Genomic DNA, 14,522 nt, shown 5'->3' with positions numbered 1-14,522 from the left:
TTTTAGTCTTTGTAAAAAGAGAAATGGTGTTGTGCGTCGACAATCTGCTGGCGCGTCAGCGTGAAAACGCCGTCGCCGCCGTTGTCGAATTCCAGCCAGGTAAAGGGCACATCGGGATACTGCTCGATCATGTGCACCATGCTGTTGCCCACTTCGCAGACCAGTACGCCCTGCTCGCTAAGATAGTCGGGCGCGCAGGCCAGAATGCGGCGCACCAGCTTCAGGCCGTCGCTGCCCGCCGCCAGACCCAGCTCCGGTTCGTGGCGATATTCGTTCGGCAGATCGTCCATATCTTCCGCATCAACGTACGGCGGATTGGTGACGATCAGATCATATTTCAGCTGTGGCAGTTCGCGGAACAGGTCAGCACGAATCGGCGTCACCTGGTGGATGAGTCCATGCTCTTCAATGTTCTGTTCGGCTACCGCCAGCGCACCGGTGGAGATATCCACGGCGTCCACTTCGGCTTCCGGGAAGGCATAAGCGCAGGCAATCGCGATACAGCCGCTACCGGTACACATATCCAGAATATGACGCGGTGGTGTGCTGACCAGACCGGCAAAGCGGTTCTCAATCAGCTCGCCAATCGGTGAACGCGGTACCAGCACGCGCTCATCGACAAAGAATTCGTGCCCGCAGAACCAGGCTTTATTGGTCAGATAGGCGACAGGAATACGCTCGTTAACGCGACGGATGACACGCTCAACAATCAGCAGACGTTCGCTGGCGGTGAGACGCGCACTGCGCATATCTTCAGGAATATCCAGCGGCAGCCAGAGTGACGGCAGGACCAGTTGAACGGCTTCGTCCCAGGGATTGTCTGTGCCATGTCCGTACCAGATTCCGGCAGCGGAAAAGCGGCTTACCGCCCAGCGCAGCATGTCCTGAATGGTGTGCAGTTCGTTCACTGCCTCATCGACGAAAATTTTGTCCACGTAGCCCTCCGCAGGCCTTTTGCTAAATCGGCCAGTAGTGTGCCATGAAGCCGGGGAGAATTCAGCGCAGCAAGGTGAAAAAGCTGACATTTAATGACATTAATCGGTAAGGTATCGCCTATGCTGTGTAGCAGACTTTTCTTAGATAACTGACCCGTCATGAGTAAAAAAACACCCTTAAGCCCGGATGACCAGGCGCTGTTCCGACAGTTAATGACTGGCACACGTCAGTTGAAACAAGATACTTTCGTGCACAAATTACCGGTTAAAACCCGCGAACTGCCGGTAAAACGTCTGCTTTCAGAGCAGGCGGACAACAGCCATTACTTTTCGGATGAGTTTCAGCCGCTGCTCTCCACCGAAGGGGCCACCCGTTATGTGCGCGCCGATGTCAGCCACTTTGAGCTGAAAAAACTGCGTCGTGGCGACTATACGCCGGAGATTTTCCTCGATCTGCATGGCTTAACGCAGCAGCAGGCCAAGCAGGAATTGGGCGCACTGATCGCCGCCTGCCGCCGTGAACATCTGTTCTGCGCCAGCGTCATGACCGGTCATGGAAAGCATATTCTGAAGCAGCAGACGCCGCTGTGGCTGGCCCAGCACCCGTGGGTGATGGCTTTTCACCAGGCACCGAAGCTGTTTGGCGGTGATGCTGCACTGCTGGTTTTGATTGAGATTGAGGAGTGGCAACCGCCTGAGTTGCCCTGAAAGGGGCCGGAGGATCGGCCCACAGACGTCAGATCGCTTTCGCCAGCTTTTTGGGACTGACCTGCCACAGGAGTTTACCGGCATGCTGTGCCGGATCGAATTCCACGCAGGCAATAGCGGAAGTGGCAAACATAGGGGGGGCTTCCTGCGGGCACAGTTCAGAGACTAAATACCCCACCAGCGGTAAGTGAGAGATCACCAGCGCCGATTTCACGCCTTCATTTGCCAGGGTCTGCAGATAGCACCCGACCATTTCCGGATCGCCGCCCGGCGTTAACTCCGGCAGAACATCCTGGTTTTCCGGCAGTGGAAAAGCTTCACGCACGGTCGCGAGGGTTTGCTGCGCGCGTAAATAGGGACTCACCAGGACACGCTCTATGTCCGGCGTCTGGCTGTTGAGCCAGTTGGCCATCTGGCGTGATTCATTGCAGCCACATAAGGTTAAAGGCCTGACTGAATCACTGGCTGCTTCCAGAGCCGCATCGCCGTGACGCATGATAAAAACTTGCATAAAGCACCGCTGTTGTTTGTCGACATCGCCCGACGCCTGGCGCCTGACTCTTCACTCTGCGAATGAACGCTGTGTTTTACCCTAATGGCTTCAGTATAGTCAACCGGTTGTTTATTAAATAAGCGCTTCTCAGAATCATGCTGCGCCGCACACTCTGGCGGCGCTTTTCTAACCCGCTGAATCGGATTGGTTATTTCATTTACAGCAGAAATGTAAAATTTCGTCTACTTTCTGGTCGCTTCAATCAGCGCTTCGCAGGGCGTAAATCGCTCGCCATGCTGCTGCGTGAGGCGGGTTAATCGGTTGACCACCTCCGCCGCACCCAGTTTGTCCATATAGTGGAACGGCCCCCCCAGGAAAGGCGGAAAGCCGATACCAAACACTGCACCGATATCGCCATCGCGGGCACAGCGAATGACCTGCTCATCAAGGCAGCGGGCCGCCTCATTCAGCATCATCATCATGCAGCGTTCCGCAATCTGCGCTTCGCTCTGTCTGGCCTGCGGCGTGACCTTCAGCAACGTATACAGTGAGGTGTCCGGCTTTTTACGCTGCCAGCGCGGCTGGTCATAGCGATAGAAGCCTTTGCTATTTTTACGACCCTTGCGGCCATCTTTCAGCACTGCATCAAAAGCAGCGGGCGCGGCAAAGCGTTCACCATAAGCCTGATGCAGGATGGGACTAATTTTGCTGCCGACGTCGATGCCTACCTCATCCAGCAGCTGAATCGGACCGACCGGAAAACCAGCCTTCATCAGCGCCCGATCGATATGGTCAATCGGCTCGCCCTCCAGCAGGCAACGCATCGCTTCATTTATATAAGGTGTCAGGATGCGGTTAACATAGAAGCCAGGCTTGTCCGCCACCACTATCGGCGTTTTGCCCTGGCTGCGTGCCAGCGCCACAATCGTTACTACCGTTGCGGCGGAGGTGTTCAGATGGGGAATCACTTCCACCAGTGGCATTTTATCGACCGGGCTGAAGTAGTGCAGCCCGATGACGTTCTGCGGACGCTGTGCTTTGGCGGCAATCTCTTCAATCGGCAGCGAAGAGGTGTTAGAAGCAAACAGCGTATGCGGCTGACAGTGGGCTTCCACTTCACTGACCATCTGCTGCTTGAGTGCTAAATCTTCGAACACGGCTTCGATCACCACATCGCGCTGTGAGAAACCCTGATAATCGATGCCGCCCGTGATCCGGGCCATCTGCTGCTGACGCTGTGCCGGAGTGAGCTGGCGCCGCTTGACTTTTTTGCTCAGCAGTTCCCAGCTGGTTTTCAGCGCATGGTTAACCCCTTGCAGGCTGATATCTTTGATGCGCACCGGCAACCCGGCATTGATTGCGGTGACGCTGGCGATGCCACCGCCCATCAGACCGCCGCCGAGAATTGCGACACGCTTCACCGCAGCGGGTTCCGCCTCACCACCCCGCTCCTTCTTCATGGCGGTGGTCGCGAAAAAGATCCCGCGCAAAGCAACAGATTCCGGCGTCATCGCCAGTTCACCGAAGGCACGCGCTTCAGCATCATGTCCGGCCCGGCTGCCCTGCTCCAGCCCGATGCGCACCACCTCAATAATGCGGTTTGCTGCCGGATAGTTACCCTGAGTTTTGGCTGCAGTCTGCCGGGTCGCAAGCGCAAACAGCGCCTGACGGCCCACCGGACCGTGCAGCAGACGGTCGCGCAGCGGCAGCGTTCGACCGCTGACTTTGCCCTTTTTCACCCGTGCGATAGCCGTCTCCAGCAAAATCGCCTGAGGTACCGCGTCATCGACCACTCCCAGCTTACGAGCCTGTTTCGCCCGCAGCGTTTTGCCGGTCAGAATCAGCGGCAGCGCCTGCTGCACGCCAATTAACCGCGGCAGTCGCTGAGTGCCACCGGAGCCGGGCAGTAAGCCGAGTTGCACTTCCGGTAATCCGAGACGGGTTTTATCATCAAGCGAGCAGATGCGCGCATCGCAAGCCAGCGCCAGTTCCAGCCCGCCGCCCAGACAGGCACCATGGATTGCGGCCACTACCGGGAATGGCAGCGCATCAAGCGCAGCCATCACTTCCTGCCCCTGTTTTGCCAGCGCTTCGGCTTCCTGCGCGCTCTGACAACGATCAATCATGCTGATGTCGGCGCCCGCGATAAAGTTGTCCGCTTTGCCAGAAATCAGCACCAGTCCTGCCAGCTGAGGATCGCGTCGCGCCTCCGCAATGATGGCGGTAATCTGCCCGGCAAATTCTGCTTTCAGGGTGTTCATCTTCTCGCCAGGGACATCGATTGTAATGATGCCAACGTGATCCAGTCGCATCTTCAGGTGAAACGCATTCTGCTCCATTATTCGGCCTCCAGAACCATTGCCGCACCCAGACCGCCCGCCGCACACGCTATGACCAGTCCTAACCCGCCACCGCGACGGCGTAATTCATTCAGCGTCTGGGTGATCATACGCGCGCCCGTGGCAGCAAAAGGATGACCATAGGCGATTGAACCACCCAGCACGTTAAAGCGCTCTTCATTCACTTCGCCCAGCGCATGCGGACGATTGAGCACCTCACGGGCAAAGCGCTCGTCGCGAAACAGTTGCAGATTGCTCAGCGTCTGGGCCGCAAACGCTTCGTGCATATCGATTAGCGTCAGATCGGACAGCGTAATCCCGGCGCGATCCAGCGCCAGCGGGGAGGAGTACGCCGGGCCCAGCAGCATATCCTGCTGTACACCAATCGCGGTAAACGCGTAGCTGCGCAGATAGCCCAGCGGCGTGACACCGAGTTCACGGGCGCGGCCTTCGCGCATCAGAATCACGGCGGCCGCACCGTCGGTGAGTGGCGTGCTGTTGGCCGCCGTGACGCTGCCGTGCTGACGATCAAACGCCGGGCGTAAGCGGGCATAATCCTCTGCTCTGGCGTTCATGCGGACGTTATTGTCCTGGTCGATAGCGGTTTTCCACGGCGGCACAAAGGCTGCCATCACTTCCTGATTGAGTACCCCGGATTGCCAGGCGCGGGCGGCATGCTGATGAGATCGCAGCGCCAGCGCATCCTGTGCCTCACGGGTGATGCCATGACTCTTTGCCATCTGCTCGGCGGTGTCACCCATGCGCAGGCCGGTTGAATACTCGGCCACCGCGGGCGGCACCGGCAGCAGATCGCGCGGACGCAGACGTTTAAGGATGTGCAGTTTTTGCCCAAGGCTGCGGGCTTTATTGAGATCCACCAGCGCGCGGGCCAGTGTTTTACTGACGCCGATTGGCAGCACTGACGAGGAGTCGGCGCCTCCTGCAATGCCCGCAGAAATCGTGCCAGCCAGCAGACTTTCTGCCACATTCGCCACTGCCTGGAAACTGGTGGCGCAGGCACGGCTGACGCTATAGGCATCGGTGTGCACATCAAGGCCGCTGCTCAGTACAATCTCACGCGCAATGTTCGGCGCTTCCGGCATCTGCACCACCTGACCAAAGACCAGTTGCTCGATCACCTCAGCCGGCAGTTCACTGCGCGCCATTAATTCGCTGACCACCATCCGCCCCAGCTCAATGGCGGGAATGCCATGAAAGCCGGTCGCCTGGCGCAAAAAAGGGGTGCGTAACCCGTGGGTTATTGCGATGCGTTCACCATCACGCGTCAGCAGCGGCTGCGCTTTGCTCATTGTTCTCACCTGTGGCTGGGACTGGGGCATCATTGCCTGAAGAGGTCTGACCTGATCAGTGTTAACCACAAGCGGGTGAGCCGCCAATACCGGAAAGGAAAAATTGCGAAGGGAAACACGAAAATGAAAAACGCCGCATTAACGCGGCGTTATGAGACTTAACGCAAACCGAGCTGAAAAATCATCGTTTCAGCCTGGCAGCTGAAAGTAAAATCGATATCCAGCTGCACACCCTGATCCACTTCACTGAAGCGCGACTCAATCACACAGGGTTCCGATTCAACTTCACGTGCACGTTCGGTGAGGAGCGCTAATTTGGCTTCCGCATCGGCACGCTGAGCAAACCACTCCGACCAGCTGGCGGTGCAATCGGTATTATCCATTACCGTGCCCACATCAACACAACAGCAGGCTGCTGTTTCGGTCGCACTGCATTTTTTAATGGCATCAGTCATTTCATTCTCCTGACCAGCGATCTGGTGGGTTGAGCGATTTTATGACCGAAATTTTACCTGCTCGCGTAAAGATGCGCCATGTACACGGCGCTAAGTGACGAATATCACAATAAAAATTGATCCAGAACAAACTGGAATCGGTATGCTGTGCAGAATCAGGGCAGTTTTGTTATGCAGATCGAATTTTAAGCGATCAACCCTGAAATATTTTAAAAACAATATTGCAACATGCACACAGGTCGGACCTATACTCTCCGCACTGGTCTGATATGTGCGTTTTACATCAGTCCCTACAATCCGCCGTCCTTTGTTACGCGACGTTATAGCGTTAAATAATAATTCACATGAGGTTGTGGTCATGAACCATAAAAACCTGTTTGCAAAGTCAGCCGTGGCGGCTGCAGTGGCGCTTGTCTCTTCACACGTTTACGCAGCTGGATTTCAGTTAAATGAGTTTTCTACGATTGGTTTAGGTCGCGCATATTCAGGCGAAGGGGCAATGGGTGATACGGCGGCATCAGCCAGCCGTAACCCGGCGACGATGGCGTTGATGGATCGTCCGGAATTTTCTATCGGTGCGGTTTATATTGCGCCAGACGTCAATATCAGTGGTCGCAGTCCCAGCGGACGCAGCCTGGATGCTAATAATATTGCACCGAATCAGTGGGTCCCCAATATTCATTATGTTCAGCCCATCAACGATCAGTGGTGGATCGGCGCGTCTGCAACCTCTAACTATGGCTTAGCAACAGAGTTTAATAATGGTTACACCGCGGGGGGTTACGGCGGTAAAACCGATCTGGTAACCGGCAATTTTAATCTCAGCACCGCGTACCGCTTAAATGAACATTTTAGTTTTGGCGTCGGTTTTGATGCGGTTTATGCGAAAGCTAAAATTGAACGCTATGCCGGTGAGTCAGGCGCAAGACTGGGCGTTCCGGCTGATACGCAGGTTGCCCATCTGAAAGGCGATGAGTGGGGATATGGCTGGAACGCCGGTATTCTTTATGAAGTAGATGAGAATAACCGCTTCGGCTTTACCTATCGTTCCGAAGTGAAAGTCGACTTTGATGGCGATTACAAGAGCAGCCTTTCATCCCGGCTGAATGCGGTGAATAACCCGGAAGTATCAGGCGTGCCGTTTGGCACCAACGGCACCACCGTTCCAGGTGCATTAACCCTGAATCTGCCAGAGATGTGGGAAGTATCGGGCTGGCATAAAGTGGCTCCGCAGTGGGCGGTTCACTACAGCATGGCGTATACCAGTTGGAGCCAGTTCCAGGAGCTGAAAGCCACGGGTTCAAATGGCCAGACGCTATTCTATAAAGATGAAAGCTTCCGCGATGCTTATCGCATTGCCCTGGGCACCACCTATTCCTACGACAAGAACTGGACTTTCCGCACCGGTATAGCGTTTGATGATAGCCCGGTACCGGCTGACAAGCGTTCTATCTCTATTCCGGACCAGGATCGTTTATGGCTGAGTGCCGGTACATCCTATGCCTTTAACGATGATGCCTCGGTCGATTTGGGCATCTCTTATATGCATGGCCAGAAAGTGACGGTGAAAGAAGGTCCTTATACCTTTACCTCTGAAGGTAAGGCCTGGCTTTACGGCGCGAACTTTAACTACAAGTTCTGATTGTCGGGCGGGATCAAAAAGGGCGACTATGATAAGTCGCCCTTTTTGTCACTGCGGATCGCTTACTGCGAATCGATATCCTTCAGGTCATCCTGAATCGCGGCTGCGTTAGGATTGTCTTCCGGCTTGAGCTTACCGCCACGCGCCAGGAAGTCGTGACGCTGGAAGTAGGCGTTACGGATAAAGGCGTATGGATCGCTCTGCTGTTTCAGGATGGCATCAGAATCCAGCAACTGAGCGCGGGTCTCGATACCTTCCAGCGTCCATTTACCAATCGACATTGGCCAGGTCAGCCAGCCGAGGAGCGGATAGAGCGTATCAACATAGTCGCCGCCATCCTGACGAACCGTGAAGCTGCCGTAAGCAGGCAGTTCAACATAAGGCCCGTAGCCGACGCCATAGTGACCCAGCGTGGTACCGAAACGATGCGGCTCTTCACGCGCCAGTTCCGGGTTGGCTTTACCGGCAACGTCGATGAAACCGCCCAGTCCCAGCACGCTGTTCAGGAAGAAACGGGTAAAGTGAATGCCCGCATCACGTCCGTTACCGACCAGAATGGCGTTGACCATACTGGCTGGCTCTTCCAGGTTGCCGAGGAAATTGCTCAGGCCGGTACGTGCCGGGACCGGCACATAATCACGCCATGCGACAGCGACCGGACGAAGCACGTACGGATCCAGCACGTTGTAGTTAAAGTTAAACATCGTGCGGTTAAAGCCTTCGAATGGATCGCTGCGCTGCGCAGGATCGCTATTCGCCGGCTTTGAACTGGCACAACCCACCAGAAGGACGCTGGCCATAGCCAGGCTGGTCAGGCGATAATTCATTCCAATCTCCCTGTGCGGATGAAAAAGGTCAGCCCATCGTTCAGGTCACAGCCCTGTCGTATCGGCTTATCCGATGAGCATAGCTGACTTTGTGCCAGAGGCAGCAGGCAATGGCATGCATCATTTTAACGTTATCAATTTTGACGTTCAGGGTAGCTGCTTATTGATCTCCACCGCGATCGGCTGATGGCCATCCCAGGGCGTCACCGCGCTCAGACCCAGCCAGTCACCCGGCTGCGGATTGGCGCTGCCATCGCGGGAAATCCGCACCCGAACCTCAACCTGATGCTGCGCCGAAAGCAGGCGATCCGGCATCATGGCATTGCTGTCATCCAGCGTCAGCGACAGCGGGAAGTGGCTGAGCGGTATACGCTTAACCGCCACCGGTACCGGTGAATCCCCGTCAGAAACCGAAATATACAACACTCCGTCCTGAGGTAACATTTTTTCTGCCTCTGGCGTCAGCGTCACTGTCAGCGCCAGCTGACGACTCTGCTGCCCCGCATCACTTCGGGCCTTTTCAATGCTGCGGGCGATCATCGCGTGTCGCGAATCACCGGCAGGCAACAGACCCAGCAGGGTCTGCCATGCGTTGATAGCCTGATCGTAGTGCTGCTGTCCGTAAGCGTTATACGCCAGCAGGCTCAGCGTCCGCAGGTTTTGCGGATCCACTTTAAGCAATGACTGCAGCAACAGTGATGCCTGACGGTTATCCTGCGGATCGGAGGATCTTGTCAGCACCTCTGCATAATCCTGCTTCAGCGCCAGATCGTTGGGCGACAGCTGAAGTGCACGCTCAAAGGCCTGGCTGGCGATCTCCGCATTATTCAGGACCATGCCGAGCCGTCCCAGCATCGTCCAGTCGGCCAGATTATCCGGTTCGGTTTGCAACGCGGTACGCAATCCGAGCTGTAAACGCGCCAGCTCCTCCATACTCAGCGGTTTTGCGCCGGGATCCATCAGGCGGGCACGTAGCTCAGGATACGCCTGCTGCACCTGCATCCAGCCGGTGAATTGTGCCAGGCCGCCGGTTTTCAGATAAGTGCCCAGCGAAACCGCAACCAGCACAATCAGGCCTGGCAGCAGAATCCAGCGGCGGCTGCTGTGTGACTGCAGCGTCTGTGCCGGCGGGATATCTGCCAGCAGCGTCTGCTGTAGTTCCCGTTCCATCAGCGGACGCTCAGCAACGACGCCCTGCGCTTCATCCTGCGCCAGCTCATCTATCCGCTGATGGTAGAAACGCTGATTAAGGCGATCGCGATCGCCTGCGCTGGCCTGACGCTGCCGCCAGCCCGCCGCTAGGAACAGCGTGCAGGCCGCCAGCAGTAACAGAAAAAGGGTGATCCAGAATGCACTCATTACGGCTTCCTGTCTGAATTCAGTAGCGCATTAAGACGCTGTTGCTCATCTTCATCCAGCTCACTGCGGGTTTTGCGCTGACGGCTACGCAGGATGATCACCACGCCACCCAGCAGCGCAAACAGCGCCGGACCCGCCCACAGAATAAGGGTTGAAGGCGTGACCGGTGGCGAATAGCTGACGAAGTTGCCGTAGCGCGCCACCATATAGTCGATAATCTGCTGGCGACTCTGGCCCTGCTTCATCAGTTGATAGACTTTCAGCCGCATATCGGCGGCAATCATCGCATTTGAATCGGCAATGCTGTTGTTCTGGCATTTCGGACAACGCAGTGACGCGGTCAGGTCGCGGTATTGCTCTTCCTGGGCCTCCGAGTCAAATTGCAGCGTGTCGATGCTTGCCCACAGGTTAATGCTGATCAGCAGGCCGCAGAGCAGTAACAGCATTCTCATGATCCCGCCTCCGCACTGTATTTCATCCACAAGGGTTTCACTTCCTGCTCCCAGACGCGCGCATTCAGATCGCCCGCATGGCGATAACGGATGATTCCTTTACCGTCGATCAGGAAGGTTTCCGGCGCGCCATAAACGCCGAGATCCAGTCCCAGCATGCCGTTGCCATCGTAGAGACTCAGCGCATACGGATTACCCAGCGTATTCAGCCAGTTAACCGCCTTTTGACGATCGTCTTTGTAGTTCAGCCCGACGACACGAATGCCCTGCTCTGCCAGCGTATTCAGATAGTGATGCTCAGCGCGGCAGGTCGGACACCAGGTCGCCCAGACGTTGAGCAATATCGGTTTGCCATCGGTCAGCACGCGCTGATCATAAGTTTTGCCCGGCTGATCCAGTGCTTCCAGCCGGAACAGCGGCACCGGTTTGCCAATCAGGGCCGATTCGAGGCGGGTCGGATCGTCGCCATCGGCATTGCGCGTCAGCTGCCACAGCAGCGCCGCCGCCAGCAGCAGAAACAGCATCAGGGGAATAAACAGAATTTTCTTGTTCATGTCCGCACCTCCGTTTCTGCTTTTTTGCGCGAACGGTAACGGGGATCAAACAGGCAGAACAGCCCGCCCACCGCCATCAGCGCGCCACCGAACCAGATCCAGCGGACAAAGGGTTTGTAGTAGATGCGCACGGCCCAGCCGCCATCCTCCAGCTCTTCGCCCAGCGCCGCGTAGAGATCGCGGCTGAAACCGCCATCGATCGCCGCTTCGGTCATCATGGTACGGGCGGCGGTATAAAAGCGTTTTTCCGCCTGCAGCGTCGCTTCATGTTTGCCATTGCGCGTGACATCAATGATACCCATGCCGCCGCTGTAGTTTGGCCCCTGCAGATTCTGCACGCCACGGAAGACAAAGTGATAATGATGAATATCGACGCTATCGCCCGCCTTCATCCGTACATCGCGTTCCACGCTGTACTGCGTGCTGAACGCAATGCCAATCACCGTGACACCGACACCCAGATGGCCCAGCACCATGCCCCAGTGGCTGCGTGACAGATGACGTAAACCCGCAAAAAACGGATGACGATGGGTGGCGCGCTCATGCAGTTCCAGCAGCGTCAGCACGATAATCCAGAGTGACATCAGCAGACCAACCACCGTCATCGCTTCAATACGATCCTGCAGCCACCACGGAACGATCACGGAACAGGCCAGTGTCACCATCAGCGCCAGCGCCAGCCGTTTAGCCAGCTTCTGCGGTTCATCGCGACGCCAGCGCACCAGCGGCCCGATCCCCATCAGCAACGCAAACGGTGCCATCAGCCAGCTGAACATGGTGTTGAAGAAGGGTTCACCGACCGAAATGCTGCCCAGCTCCAGCTGCTTGTGTACCAGCGGCAATAGCGTGCCGAGCAGCACCACCAGCATCGCGGCAATCAGCAGCACGTTATTACCCAGCAGGAACGATTCCCGCGACCAGGTTTCATTCTGAACCCGGCCACGCACCTGCCCGCCTTTAATGGCGTAGAGCAGCAGTGAACTGCCGATGACAATCACCAGAAATGCGAGGATAAACATGCCGCGCGCCGGATCGGAGGCGAAGGAGTGCACCGACACCAGCACGCCGGATCGCACCAGGAACGTCCCGAGCAGGCTCAGCGAAAACGCCGTAATCGCCAGCAGCACGGTCCAGGCCTTAAAGGTGCCACGCTTTTCGGTGACCGCCAGCGAGTGCATCAGGGCGGTACCCGCCAGCCATGGCATAAACGACGCATTTTCAACCGGGTCCCAGAACCACCAGCCGCCCCAGCCCAGTTCGTAATAGGCCCAGGCAGATCCAAGGACAATCCCGATGGTCAGAAAGACCCAGGCCGCCGTCGTCCAGGGACGCGACCAGCGGGCCCAGGCGGTATCGAGCCGTCCGGCCATTAATGAGGCGATGGCGAAGGCAAACGCCACCGAAAAGCCGACATAGCCCATATAGAGCAGCGGCGGATGGAAAATCAGGCCGATATCCTGCAGCATCGGATTCAGGTCGTGCCCGTCTATCGGGAAGTCCGGCAGCGTGCGGCCAAACGGATTGGAGGTCAGCAGGATAAACAGCAGGAAGCCGAGGTTGATCATTCCCATGACGGCCAGCACGCGGGCCAGCGCATCCTGCGGCATCCCGCGGCTGAAGATCGCTACCGCCAGTGTCCATGTGCTGAGCAGCAGCACCCACAGCAGCAGTGAACCTTCGTGTGCGCCCCAGGTGGCAGCGATGCGATAGTAGACCGGCAGCAGACTGTTGGAGTTCGTGACGACATAAGCAACGGTAAAGTCGTTGCTGATAAAAGCCCAGACCAGCAGCGCAAACGCCGCCGCGATGCAGACAAATAAGCCGCAGGCCAGCGGACGCGCCATCGCCATCAGACGGGCATCCTGACGTACTGCGCCCCACAGCGGATAACTGCTCAGCAACAGGGAAAGCCCTAGCGCCAGGCAGAGCAGAAAGGTACCGATTTCGGGCATCATGATGATTTATTTCCCGCCTGATAGAGCGACTGCGGGCCGGTGTGATTACTCTTCATCGCGTCTTCAATCTCCGGCGGCGTGTATTTCTCATCATGTTTCGCCAGCACTTCTTTGGCGATAACCTGGTTGCCCGTCGTCAGCACGCCCTGCGCGACAACGCCCTGCCCTTCCCGGAACAGATCCGGCAGGATGCCTTCAAAACTGACGCTGACCACGCCGCGTGCATCATAAAGTTTGAACGATACCGCCAGCGTATTGGGATCGCGCCGGACGCTGCCGGGCATCACCATGCCACCGACGCGCAGTCGCTGGCCCGCCTCAGGCTTCTCGTGCGCCTCGCCTTTGCCGTAGAGGATTTCACCCGGGGTATAGAACAGATCGATGTTTGAGCGCAGCGCATACATCACCAGCGCAGTCGCCAGGCCAAGGCCGAGCAGGATCGCCACTGCCGCATAGAGGCGGTTGCGTCGACGGATATTCACAGTGTCTCTCCTGCCGCTTCAGCCGCGGCTTTTTTCGTTTTCGCCGCCCGGATGCGACGTTCCCGTGCATCACGCTGGCGGATCTCAGCCAGCAGGCGTCGGCGCAGCAACAGGGTATGCAGCGTCAGACCGATAAGCGGAAGCAGCGTGCAGGCAACCGCCAGCCAGACGTAAAAGGCGTAACCGCCCATCGCAAAGAAGGCGTGCCAGGAGGTAAATGCCGGGGTCATGCCTGCTCTCCCTGCTTCGCCACATCTATCGCCCAGGGACGATGACGTTCAGTTAACAGGATCAGGTTGCGCAGCCGCATCAGGGTCAGCGTAATAAACAGCAGCAGATAACCGAGGATCGACCAGCGTAGCGGCGTGCGCATGACCGGCGCAATCGCCTGCTGAAGAATGCCTGACGAACCCTGATGGAGGGTATTCCACCACTGCACCGAGAAGTGAATGATGGGCAGATTGACCACACCAACCAGAATCAGAATACCGGCGGCCCGGCCTGCGGTGCGGCGGTCATCAAAAGCGTGATAAAGCGCGATCACGCCCATATAGAGGAACAGCAGCACCAGTTCCGATGTCAGACGCGCATCCCAGATCCACCAGGTGCCCCACATCGGCTTGCCCCATGCGGAACCGGTGACCAGCGCAATAAAGGTAAAAACCGCGCCCACCGGAGCCATCGCAGCGGAAACCAGATCGGCCATCTTCATCTGCCACACCAGACCAGTAAAGGCGGCGATAGCCATGGAGGCATAGATGCCCATCGACCACATCGCGGCGGGTACATGGATATACATGATGCGAAAACTGTCGCCCTGCTGGTAATCAGCAGGGGCAAATCCGAATCCCCAGACCCAGCCCAGCAGCAACGACGCCAGCCCTGCAACGGCAAACCAAGGCACCAGTCGCCCCGAAAATTGATAAAGCCGTTCGGGCCTGGCCAGCTGATGTAACGCTTTCCACATATCAGATGCTCACATTAACGATAAAAGAGTATTGCCGCGTCTTT

15 protein-coding genes are annotated in these 14,522 nt (G+C 56.9%); 2 read left to right on the top strand and 13 right to left on the bottom strand.

Annotation, left to right across the window (positions count from 1 at the left end; all coding sequences use genetic code 11):
* Positions 1–2: 2 nt before the first annotated feature.
* Positions 3–935, bottom strand: coding sequence for a 50S ribosomal protein L3 N(5)-glutamine methyltransferase (gene prmB, locus IBT54_RS19655; protein ID WP_033783751.1), 933 nt, complete (start codon positions 933–935; stop codon positions 3–5).
* Positions 936–1,094: 159 nt separating this feature from the next.
* Between prmB and smrB the strand changes: the two genes are divergently transcribed.
* Positions 1,095–1,643: an endonuclease SmrB gene (gene smrB / locus IBT54_RS19650; protein WP_013358610.1), complete on the top strand. Its 549-nt coding sequence runs from the start codon at positions 1,095–1,097 to the stop codon at positions 1,641–1,643.
* Positions 1,644–1,671: 28 nt separating this feature from the next.
* Here smrB and sixA read toward each other — a convergent pair whose 3' ends face one another.
* The 4 genes from sixA to IBT54_RS19630 form a co-directional block, all read right to left on the bottom strand.
* Positions 1,672–2,154, bottom strand: a complete 483-nt coding sequence (gene sixA / locus IBT54_RS19645; RefSeq protein ID WP_013358611.1) for a phosphohistidine phosphatase SixA — start codon at positions 2,152–2,154, stop codon at positions 1,672–1,674.
* 224 nt (positions 2,155–2,378) lie between these two features.
* Positions 2,379–4,475 carry a fatty acid oxidation complex subunit alpha FadJ gene (gene fadJ / locus IBT54_RS19640; protein WP_201252789.1) on the bottom strand — a complete coding sequence of 699 codons (2,097 nt, stop codon included), beginning with the start codon at positions 4,473–4,475 and terminating at the stop codon, positions 2,379–2,381.
* Positions 4,475–5,785 (bottom strand): acetyl-CoA C-acyltransferase FadI, encoded by a 1,311-nt coding sequence (gene fadI / locus IBT54_RS19635; protein WP_201252788.1) that lies wholly within the window; start codon positions 5,783–5,785, stop codon positions 4,475–4,477. Before fadI ends, fadJ begins: the two co-directional genes overlap by 1 nt.
* A 158-nt stretch (positions 5,786–5,943) precedes the next feature.
* Positions 5,944–6,240, bottom strand: coding sequence for a YfcZ/YiiS family protein (locus IBT54_RS19630; protein WP_081093852.1), 297 nt, complete (start codon positions 6,238–6,240; stop codon positions 5,944–5,946).
* Positions 6,241–6,598: 358 nt separating this feature from the next.
* Here IBT54_RS19630 and fadL point away from each other — a divergent pair, with 358 nt between their 5' ends.
* Entirely contained in the window at positions 6,599–7,882 is a 1,284-nt protein-coding gene (gene fadL, locus IBT54_RS19625) for a long-chain fatty acid transporter FadL (protein WP_013358616.1), read from the top strand.
* A gap of 62 nt (positions 7,883–7,944) precedes the next feature.
* On the opposite strand, the gene mlaA is transcribed toward fadL, so the two are convergent.
* From mlaA to IBT54_RS19585, 8 genes are all read right to left on the bottom strand, one after another.
* Positions 7,945–8,709: a phospholipid-binding lipoprotein MlaA gene (gene mlaA, locus IBT54_RS19620; RefSeq protein ID WP_201252787.1), complete on the bottom strand. Its 765-nt coding sequence runs from the start codon at positions 8,707–8,709 to the stop codon at positions 7,945–7,947.
* A 147-nt stretch (positions 8,710–8,856) separates the two neighbouring features.
* Complete coding sequence (gene ccmI / locus IBT54_RS19615; protein WP_201252786.1) at positions 8,857–10,068, bottom strand: c-type cytochrome biogenesis protein CcmI; 1,212 nt, start codon at positions 10,066–10,068, stop codon at positions 8,857–8,859.
* Entirely contained in the window at positions 10,068–10,520 is a 453-nt protein-coding gene (locus tag IBT54_RS19610) for a cytochrome c-type biogenesis protein (protein ID WP_201252785.1), read from the bottom strand. The genes ccmI and IBT54_RS19610 overlap by 1 nt, the downstream gene beginning before the upstream one ends.
* A complete protein-coding gene (locus IBT54_RS19605) occupies positions 10,517–11,074 on the bottom strand; it encodes a DsbE family thiol:disulfide interchange protein (RefSeq protein ID WP_013358620.1) in 558 nt (185 codons plus the stop codon). Before IBT54_RS19605 ends, IBT54_RS19610 begins: the two co-directional genes overlap by 4 nt.
* Positions 11,071–13,029 carry a heme lyase CcmF/NrfE family subunit gene (locus IBT54_RS19600; protein WP_201252784.1) on the bottom strand — a complete coding sequence of 653 codons (1,959 nt, stop codon included), beginning with the start codon at positions 13,027–13,029 and terminating at the stop codon, positions 11,071–11,073. Before IBT54_RS19600 ends, IBT54_RS19605 begins: the two co-directional genes overlap by 4 nt.
* Positions 13,026–13,511, bottom strand: a complete 486-nt coding sequence (gene ccmE, locus IBT54_RS19595) for a cytochrome c maturation protein CcmE (RefSeq protein WP_013358622.1) — start codon at positions 13,509–13,511, stop codon at positions 13,026–13,028. Before ccmE ends, IBT54_RS19600 begins: the two co-directional genes overlap by 4 nt.
* Positions 13,508–13,741, bottom strand: coding sequence for a heme exporter protein CcmD (gene ccmD / locus IBT54_RS19590; protein WP_013358623.1), 234 nt, complete (start codon positions 13,739–13,741; stop codon positions 13,508–13,510). Before ccmD ends, ccmE begins: the two co-directional genes overlap by 4 nt.
* On the bottom strand, positions 13,738–14,478 hold the full coding sequence (locus IBT54_RS19585) for a heme ABC transporter permease (protein ID WP_013358624.1): 741 nt from the start codon (positions 14,476–14,478) through the stop codon (positions 13,738–13,740). The genes ccmD and IBT54_RS19585 overlap by 4 nt, the downstream gene beginning before the upstream one ends.
* Positions 14,479–14,522 lie beyond the last annotated feature (44 nt).

It is taken from the genome of Pantoea sp. S62 (assembly GCF_016658625.1).
GTDB lineage: Bacteria > Pseudomonadota > Gammaproteobacteria > Enterobacterales > Enterobacteriaceae > Pantoea > Pantoea vagans.
This window is presented reverse-complemented; position numbering and strand designations above follow the sequence as displayed.

Excerpts from the sequence above, each read along its gene's own strand:
- smrB (WP_013358610.1), top strand. The coding sequence starts at position 1,095 with ATGAGTAAAAAAACACCCTTAAGCCCGGATGACCAGGCGCTGTTCCGA.
- sixA (WP_013358611.1), bottom strand. The coding sequence starts at position 2,154 with ATGCAAGTTTTTATCATGCGTCACGGCGATGCGGCTCTGGAAGCAGCC.
- fadJ (WP_201252789.1), bottom strand. The coding sequence starts at position 4,475 with ATGGAGCAGAATGCGTTTCACCTGAAGATGCGACTGGATCACGTTGGC.
- fadI (WP_201252788.1), bottom strand. The coding sequence starts at position 5,785 with ATGAGCAAAGCGCAGCCGCTGCTGACGCGTGATGGTGAACGCATCGCA.
- IBT54_RS19630 (WP_081093852.1), bottom strand. The coding sequence starts at position 6,240 with ATGACTGATGCCATTAAAAAATGCAGTGCGACCGAAACAGCAGCCTGC.
- fadL (WP_013358616.1), top strand. The coding sequence starts at position 6,599 with ATGAACCATAAAAACCTGTTTGCAAAGTCAGCCGTGGCGGCTGCAGTG.
- mlaA (WP_201252787.1), bottom strand. The coding sequence starts at position 8,709 with ATGAATTATCGCCTGACCAGCCTGGCTATGGCCAGCGTCCTTCTGGTG.
- ccmI (WP_201252786.1), bottom strand. The coding sequence starts at position 10,068 with ATGAGTGCATTCTGGATCACCCTTTTTCTGTTACTGCTGGCGGCCTGC.
- IBT54_RS19610 (WP_201252785.1), bottom strand. The coding sequence starts at position 10,520 with ATGAGAATGCTGTTACTGCTCTGCGGCCTGCTGATCAGCATTAACCTG.
- IBT54_RS19605 (WP_013358620.1), bottom strand. The coding sequence starts at position 11,074 with ATGAACAAGAAAATTCTGTTTATTCCCCTGATGCTGTTTCTGCTGCTG.
- IBT54_RS19600 (WP_201252784.1), bottom strand. The coding sequence starts at position 13,029 with ATGATGCCCGAAATCGGTACCTTTCTGCTCTGCCTGGCGCTAGGGCTT.
- ccmD (WP_013358623.1), bottom strand. The coding sequence starts at position 13,741 with ATGACCCCGGCATTTACCTCCTGGCACGCCTTCTTTGCGATGGGCGGT.
- IBT54_RS19585 (WP_013358624.1), bottom strand. The coding sequence starts at position 14,478 with ATGTGGAAAGCGTTACATCAGCTGGCCAGGCCCGAACGGCTTTATCAA.